The sequence below is a fragment of the Promicromonospora kroppenstedtii DSM 19349 genome (assembly GCF_000515355.1).
GTDB lineage: Bacteria > Actinomycetota > Actinomycetes > Actinomycetales > Cellulomonadaceae > Promicromonospora > Promicromonospora kroppenstedtii.
The window spans coordinates 32,602-40,383 of sequence record NZ_KI911686.1 but is presented as its reverse complement, the minus strand read 5'-3'; the positions used below and the strand labels follow the sequence as shown (position 1 = coordinate 40,383).

The 7,782-nt window shown below is 70.3% G+C and carries 6 protein-coding genes, 1 tRNA gene and 1 pseudogene; 2 read left to right on the top strand and 6 right to left on the bottom strand.

What is annotated here, in order from left to right:
- Window positions 1-596 (bottom strand): annotated as a pseudogene (locus PROKR_RS35050) (hypothetical protein); the annotation flags it as partial.
- Between the two features lie 103 nt (window positions 597-699).
- Here PROKR_RS35050 and PROKR_RS14785 point away from each other — a divergent pair.
- A complete protein-coding gene (locus tag PROKR_RS14785) occupies window positions 700-1,689 on the top strand; it encodes a L,D-transpeptidase (protein ID WP_157602111.1) in 990 nt (329 codons plus the stop codon).
- Between the two features lie 44 nt (window positions 1,690-1,733).
- On the opposite strand, the gene PROKR_RS14780 is transcribed toward PROKR_RS14785, so the two are convergent.
- Genes PROKR_RS14780 through PROKR_RS14760 form a run of 5 tightly spaced genes read right to left on the bottom strand, consistent with a single transcriptional unit; the run spans window position 1,734 to window position 7,385 of the window.
- Window positions 1,734-2,726 (bottom strand): ABC transporter ATP-binding protein, encoded by a 993-nt coding sequence (locus PROKR_RS14780; protein ID WP_036964635.1) that lies wholly within the window; start codon window positions 2,724-2,726, stop codon window positions 1,734-1,736.
- On the bottom strand, window positions 2,726-3,676 hold the full coding sequence (locus tag PROKR_RS14775; RefSeq protein ID WP_036964413.1) for an ABC transporter ATP-binding protein: 951 nt from the start codon (window positions 3,674-3,676) through the stop codon (window positions 2,726-2,728). The genes PROKR_RS14780 and PROKR_RS14775 overlap by 1 nt, the downstream gene beginning before the upstream one ends.
- The gene (locus tag PROKR_RS14770) at window positions 3,676-4,620 is read right to left on the bottom strand and encodes an ABC transporter permease (protein WP_084800459.1); all 945 of its coding nucleotides are present in this window, start codon (window positions 4,618-4,620) and stop codon (window positions 3,676-3,678) included. Before PROKR_RS14770 ends, PROKR_RS14775 begins: the two co-directional genes overlap by 1 nt.
- Entirely contained in the window at window positions 4,617-5,612 is a 996-nt protein-coding gene (locus PROKR_RS14765; protein WP_036964412.1) for an ABC transporter permease, read from the bottom strand. The genes PROKR_RS14770 and PROKR_RS14765 overlap by 4 nt, the downstream gene beginning before the upstream one ends.
- Before the next feature lie 3 nt (window positions 5,613-5,615).
- Entirely contained in the window at window positions 5,616-7,385 is a 1,770-nt protein-coding gene (locus tag PROKR_RS14760) for an ABC transporter substrate-binding protein (RefSeq protein WP_245605836.1), read from the bottom strand.
- 239 nt (window positions 7,386-7,624) lie between these two features.
- Here PROKR_RS14760 and PROKR_RS14755 point away from each other — a divergent pair.
- Window positions 7,625-7,697: transfer RNA gene (locus PROKR_RS14755), tRNA-Arg, on the top strand.
- Window positions 7,698-7,782: the final 85 nt, after the last annotated feature.

Here is a 7,782-nt window from a genome sequence, read left to right as displayed (position 1 = left end):
GTGCGCAGCGCCACGGAGCGGGCCCGACGGCGACCGGTCTCGGCGCGCGCGAGCCGGCGGCGGGCGGCGCGTGAACCGTCGTTCAGGCTCTGGGCCCGGAACAGGTCCTCGGTGGTGAGGAACAGGGCGTGCATGCGCGCGGACTGCCGCAGCGCGGACCAGGACGTGCCGGTGGCCAGGTGCCGGTCGCCGATCAGTGCGAGGTGCCACATGAGCGCGGCGAGCAGCGGCACGATGAACCGGAACAGGACGGCGCCCACGGGGTGGCCGATGTACGCCTCGTGCCAGGCGGCGAAGACGCCGGACGCCGACGACAGCAGCCAGGTGAGGGCGAGCAGCGTGCCGCCGGGCCGGTTGTCCCGTGCCGCCTCCCGGGCCAGGAGCGCCACGGTCACCAGCGACAGCTCGAAGACGCCTGCGGTCGCGTACGCGGTGCCCGCGCTCATGGCGAGCACGTCGATGCCGAACTGGACCATCGCCAGGTAGGCGGATCCGGTGGAGATCAGCGCGACGGAGATCGCGCCGGTGAGCACCAGGTTGCGGGAACGGCGCGTCGGGACGTTCGTCACGGGGTACGCCCGGTCGGCGGTGGCCACGGTGATCTCTCCTTCGTCGGTTGCCTGTCGGTCGCTGCCCGGGCGCGGAACCGAACAACAGTTCGGATCGACACGGGGGCGGGCACGAAGATATCGGACAACTGTGACAACCCGGTATCGTCGCTGGCTGCTGCGCGCAGCAGCCGCGCAGGGCACGATGGACCCGACGTCGGGACCGGGGCGCGGGCAGCGCCGTCGCACAGGGGAGAACGAGCAGATGACGCAGAGCCGCAGGACCTGGATCTGGGTGGCGGCCGTCGCGCTCGTCGCGATCGTCGGTACGGCCGTCTGGCTGGGTCTGCGGGGCCCGGCCGAGACGGCCGACGCCGCGCCGTCGACGACCCCGTCGCCGTCCGCCAGCCCGACGCCGTTCAAGGCCACGCCGCAGGCCGCCGGTTACTCGCTCGCAGCCCTGCCGACGCCGGACATCGACGGGCTGCTCCCTGCCCAGCTGCCGCACACCACGCTCGACTCGCTCCAGGGCCTGCCCGGCGCGGTGGCCGAGCCGAGGAAGGGCAAGGTCCCGGTCTGGGCCGAGCCGGACACGACCGTGCCGCCGGTGCTCGCCCTCGAGGCCGACTACTACGACGCCGACGCCCGCTGGCTGGTGCTCGAACGCGAGACCGACTGGGTCAAGGTGCTGATCCCGTACGGCCGTGGCGCGCTGCCGTCGGACGATCCGGACAAGGTCAACGGCGTCTCCGGCTGGCTGCGCGCGGGCGATGTCGTCGAGGAGCAGGAGCAGCGCTCGGTCGTGGTGGACCTGTCGGACCGCACCGTGACCCTCACCCACGCCGACGGCACCCAGGACGAGCTCCCCGCCGCCGTCGGCGCGGCCGAGACGCCGACGCCGCTCGGCCTCACCCAGGTGTTCACGGTCACGGAGGCCGTGAACACCGGGATGTCGGTGTTCCTGTCGATGCAGAGCGAGTCGCTGGACGGCTTCTACGGGACCGACTACGCCGCGACGGCGTTGCACGTGGGCGAGGGGCAGGGCCAGGCCGTGAGCAACGGGTGCGTCCGTCTGACGAGCGCCGACTTCGAGCACCTGACGGACCTCGAACCGGGCGTGCCCGTGCTGATCAAGGCCTGAGCGGCCGGGACCAGCACCGGCTTCCCGGTTCGCGCCCCGCCGCCTCACACCCCCGCCGGGCACTCCTCGTCGGCCGCCTTGCGGAAGCACCCGACGAAGTGCCCGGGGGCGTGCTCGACCAGGCCGACGTCGTCGGCCGGGGTGTTCCCCGCGGCGACCTCGTCGCCGAGCGCACGCCCCTGGGCCGCGAGCGCCTCGTGGTAGAGGCACCGCCCGGCCAGACGCGCGGACCGCGCGGACTCCTCGGCCTCGACCTCCTCCCACGTGCGGTCGAGGTGCGGCACCGAAGCCAGCAGGTCGCGCGTGTAGGGGTGCAGCGGGTCGTCGAAGACGGCGGCGGTCGCGCCGCGCTCCACCACGCGCCCCTTGTAGAGGATGACCACGCGGTCGGACACGTAGTTGCCGAGCGAGAGGTCGTGGGTGACGAACAGGATGCCGAGGCCGCGCCCCTTGAGCTCGCCCAGCAGGTTGAGCACGTCGATGCGGGTGGAGGCGTCGAGCATGGAGATGATCTCGTCGGCGACGAGCAGCTCGATGTCGAGCAGCAGGGCGCGCGCGATGAGCAGCCGCTGGAGCTGCCCGCCGGAGAGCTGGTGCGGGAACTTGCCCAGGGTGTCGCCGGGTTCGAGGCTGACCGCGCCCAGCGCCTCCTCCAGCTTCTCTCGCCAGGCAGCACCGGAGACCCTCGGGAAGTAGGACCGCCGCAGCGTCTCGAACGTCCGGTCCACCTTGAAGATCGGGTTGAACGAGCTGAACGGGTCCTGGAACACGCCCTGGACCTTGCGGTAGTAGTCGCGCCGCGCCCGGAACCCGAGCCGGGTGACGTCGCGGCCGTCGAACGTGATGCTGCCGCCCGTGGAGTCGAGCAGGTGGAGCACCATCTTGCCGATGGTCGACTTGCCGCTGCCGGACTCCCCGATGAGCGAGACCACCTCGCCGCGCTGGACGTCGAGGCTGACCTTCCGCACGGCGTGCAGGTCGGAGGTGCCGAACGTGCCGGTCTTGTAGACCTTGTCGAGCGCTTCGATCGTCAGCATCAGCTCACCGCCCAGCACGCGACCTGGTGGCCCTCGGCCACCTCGCGGAAGGGCGGCGCCTCGGCGCACCGGTCGTGCGCCAGGGGGCAGCGGGCGCGGAACCGGCAGCCCGCGGGCGGGTCGAGCAGCGACGGCGGTCGCCCCTCGATGCCTTCCAGCTGCTGCTCCTCGTACCGGTCGCCCACCTTGGGCAGCGCTCCGATGAGCATCTTGGTGTACGGGTGCAGGGGCTCGTCGATGATCGTCCGGGCGGGCGCCTTCTCGGCGAGGTGCCCGGCGTACATGACCAGGATGGTGTCGGCCACCTGGAAGAGCACGGAGATGTCGTGCGTGATGACGATCATCGACCGCACGAACCCGTGGTCGCGGAACTCGACGAGCGCGCGGGCCACCGCCTTCTGCGAGGAGACGTCCAGCGCGGACGTCACCTCGTCGCCGATCAGGAGCGACGGGTTCAGCAGCGTGGAGAGCACCAGCACCACGCGCTGCTTCATGCCGCCCGACAGCTCGATCGGATACCGCTTCAGCACGTCGATGTCGAGCCCGACGAGCTTCAGCCGCCGTTCCAGCTCGGGCAGCACGTCCGCGTACCGCACGTTGTGCGCGGCGAGCAGGTCGCGGATCATCCGGCCGATCTTGCGGGTCGGGTTCATCGCGGACATCGCGTACTGCGGGATGAGGGACACCTCGCGGTAGCGGTGACGCCGCATGGCGCCGTCGTCGGCGATGGGGAGCTTCTCCCCGTCGAGGGCGACGGTGCCGCCCGCGTGCTTCATGCGGGTGTCGAGGCGGATGAGGGCCTTGCCGAGCGTCGTCTTGCCGCAGCCCGACTCGCCGGCGATGCCCATGATCTCGCCGTCCGCCACCTCGAAGGTGACGCCGTCCAGCGCCTTCACGTCGCCGCGCAGGGTGCGGTAGTGGACCCGCAGGTCGGTCACGGAAAGGGACATCACATCTCCCGCAGCTTGGGGTTGAAGACCTCGTCGAGACCGACGTTCATGATGTACAGCGAGCCCACGATGAGCGTGATCCCCAGCCCCGGCGGGATGAACCACCACCACAGCCCCAGATGGAGCGCGCTCCACTGCACGGCCTGGTTCATCATCAGGCCGAGCGACATCGCGTTGGTGGGCCCGAGCCCGATGAAGTCGAGCGACGCCGCCGTCAGGATGGACCCGCCGAACAGCAGCACGAACGTCATGAAGAGGTAGGAGTACATGTTCGGCGCGACCTCGCGCCGCAGGATCGTCCCCACCCCCACCCCGGACAGCCGCGCCAGGTCGATGAAGTCCCGCGAGCGCAGCGACAGGGTCTGCGCACGCACCGCGCGCGCGACCCACGGCCAGCTGAACACGCCGATGTACAGCGCCTGCATCGGCACACTGCGCACGCCCAGGTAGGCGTTGATGATGATGAGCACCACGAAGCCGGGGATGACCAGCACCACGTTGGTGAGCATGTTGAGCAGCTCGTCGATCAGTCCGCCGCGGTAGCCCGCGACGAACCCGATGGCCATGCCGATGACGGCGGCCACGCCACCGCCCAGCAGGCCCACGAGGAACGTGGAGCGCAGGCCCGCGACGAACTGCGCGAAGACGTCCTGGCCGAACGTCGTCGTGCCGAACGGGAAGTCCGCCGACGGCGGCGCCATGGGCGGCCCCGCGTAGTCCATGGGCGCGTTCTTCAGGAAGAGCGGCCCGAGCAGTCCCAGCAGCAGGAACGCGAGCACCACCACCGAGCCGATCACGACCTTGGGGTTGCGCAGCGCGAAGTACAGCGTCTCGCGCGCGTCTCCCCCGGGCTTCCGGCTGCCGGACGGCGCCAGCGCCGCCCCGGGCGCTTCGGTCGCCTCGGTCCCGGTGCCGGGTGCGGCCGCAGGCTGTGTCGCCGTCATGAGGTACCCCCCGTCAGTCCCGTCCGCGTGCGGGGGTCGACCAGCACGTAGACGATGTCGATCACGAAGTTGGCCAGGAGCACGCCGATCACCACGAACAGCAGGGTGCCCTGCAGCAGGAAGAAGTCCTGGTTCTGGATGGCGGACAGCACGAGCTTGCCCAGGCCCGGGTAGGCGAACACGATCTCGGTCACGAGGGCGCCGCCCAGGATGGTGCCGAGCTGCAGCGCCAGGCCCGTGATCTGCGGCAGCATCGCGTTGCGGAACGCGTACTGCCGAACGAGCCGCTTGGGTGCGCCGAGCGCGGACAGGTAGTTCGCGTAGTCGGACTCGAGCTCGTAGATGATCAGGTTCCGCATGCCGATCGCCCAGCCGCCCAGCGAGACCAGGAACAGCGAGAGGAACGGCAGCACCCAGTGCTGCAGCAGGTCGCCCGCGAACGCCCACGACCACTGCGGCACCATGCCGAAGTCGTAGCCGCCGGCCACGGGGAACCACCCGAGCGCGACGCCGAGGCCCCACGCGAGGAGGATCGCGAGCCACATGTACGGCATGGCCGTGACGAGGTACCCGACGGGCAGGGCCACGTTGTCGAGCCAGCGGCTGCGCGCCGCCATGGCCCCCACGCTGTTGCCGACCACGAAGCTCAGCAGGATCGCGGGGATCATGATGCCCAGCGTGTACGGCACGGCGTCGAGCACGACCTGGGCCACGGGCGCGGGGAACAGCCACACGCTCGTGCCCAGGTCGCCGCGGAACAGCGCGGCCCAGTAGTTCAGGTACTGCTGCCACAGCGGCAGGTCGAGCCCGAACGTCTGCTCGTAGTACGCGGTCATGGCCGCGATCGTCTCGGGGTGCTGGACGGCGGCGCGCGCCACCATCCGCTGGACCGGATCCCCCGGCATGAGCCGGGGGATCAGCCAGTTCAGCGTGACCGCCACGACGAACGTCAGGCCGTAGATCACGGTCTTACGAGCGAGATAGCCGCGCATGCGTCAGGAGGCCGGCTCGAGGGCGAGCAGCGTGTTGATGCCGCCCATCTGCACGTACCCGTTCCACATCACCGGGAAGTACGCGTCCTCGCGGCCCTCCTTGGGCCAGTTGGTCCACTGCGACTCGTTGTACTGGGCCCACGCGCCGTTGTACCAGAGCGGGATGGCGGGCAGGTCGGTCATGAACTTCTCCTGCACCTTCGACAGGGTCTCGGAGAACTCCGGGGTGCCGCTCTCGGTGCGCGACAGGTCCTCGACCAGCTCCCAGGCCTCCTCGTCCTCGTACCGGCCGAAGTTGCCCGCCAGCATCTGCTCCTGGATCGGCTGGTAGAACGCGTAGTTGTAGTAGGTCCACGGCGTGTTGCTCACGCCCGCGTTGCCGTTGATCACCAGGTCGAAGTCACCGGTGGCCCGGGCGTCGTCGACGGCGCCCGCGTCGGGGAAGTCGGCGGTGACCTTGATGCCGACGGCGGAGGCATCCTCGGCGATGACGCGGGCGGCCTCCATCCAGTCGGTCCAGCCCGCGGGGACGATCAGCTTCAGGTCGATCGCCTCGCCGTCGGGCGACTCGACGAACCCGTCGCCGTCGGTGTCCTCGTAGCCCGCGTCGGCCAGGATCGACCTGGCCTCCTCGGCGTCGAACGTGAAACCGTGCTCGGCCACGACGTCCTCGTCGTAGTACTCCTCGAACGCCGGGACCAGACCCGACGGGTGCGCCTTGGCCACGAGGCCGCCGTACGCGTTCGTCACGATCTTGTCGACGTCGATGGACCGCGCGAGCGCCTGCCGGAAGTCGACGTCGTCCATCGGGGGCCGTGTCTGGTTCGGGATCAGGTTCGCCGACGCCGCCGCCAGCATGTACGGCTCGCCGTCGTAGTACGTGCTCACCTGGCCGGAGTCGGCGAGCTGGTTGACGCCCGGAAGGAAGTTGTTGCTCAGGTCGAGGCCGCCGGACAGCATCATGCCGAGCGCCACCTCGTTGGAGGTGTTGACGACGTCGACGATGTACTTCATCGGCATCTCGTAGCCGAGCTCGGCGCGCGCCCACCAGTCGTCGTTGCGCTCCCAGACCATGCGGTCCTGGCCGACGGCGGAGAACTTGAAGGCACCGGAACCGATCGGGTCCTCGTTCGGGTTGGACAGGAGCTCCTCGTCCGACCAGTCGCCCATGATGTGCTCCGGCACGACCATCGTGCTGTAGAGCCAGTTGTCCCACTCCTGGTAGCGGGGGTCGGAGAAGGTGAACTCGACGGTCGTCGCGTCGGTCGCCTCGACCTTGTCGAGCCAGGTCCACAGGTTGCTGTACGGCACGGCGTCGACCTTGCCGAGCTCGGTCGTGAAGACCACGTCGTCGGCGTCGAGCGACTCGCCGTCCTGCCAGGTCAGGCCCTCGCGGAGGGTGAGCTCGTAGGTCTTGTCGTCGGTCCACTCGCCACCCTCGGCGAGCCAGGGCGTCAGCTCGAGGGTGATGGGGTCGAACTGGAACAGCGGCTCGTACACCAGGCCGCGCGCGCCCGTGGCGTGCCCCGAGCTGGGGATCGGGTTCCACGACGTGGGCGGGCCCCACTGGGTGCCGCTCGTGAAGAGCGTCTCCTCGCGCGGGTACTCGGCCACGAGCTCGTTGGCCGAGTCCATGCCCTCTGCCGAGGCGTAGGGGTTGGACGTCGTGGGTGCGCTCCCACCGCCGCCGGAACAGCCGGCGAGCAGCGCGCCCGCCGCAGTGGCCGCCGCCAGGGCCAGCACGCCCCGGGACCTGGTCTGTCGAAGGAACATCGTCGATCCTCTCCGCCCGCACGGCCGTCGTGCGGACCAGGCGCCTCGTCGCGCCGGGTTGCTGAGCATCGTTGTGCCTCGGCGAGGGATTGGTCAAGGTTTGTCACCTATGTTGCGCAATTGACACCTACGCCCGACCCGGGCGCTTGGCGCGCCGGGCCGGGCGGCCGGTAGGCTGTGTGGCGCGGTCCGGGCTTCACCCGGCCGTCGCACGCGGATCTCCTCCTGGAGAGACGCGGGCGCCTGTAGCTCAGTGGATAGAGCACCGCTCTCCTAAAGCGGGTGTCGGCAGTTCGAGTCTGCCCAGGCGCACCTACCGGTCGACGAGCTGTCCGGCGGGCGCCGCCGGACGCTCGGGCTCGGGGCGGGCGGTGCGCGCCTCGGCCCGCTCCCCGCC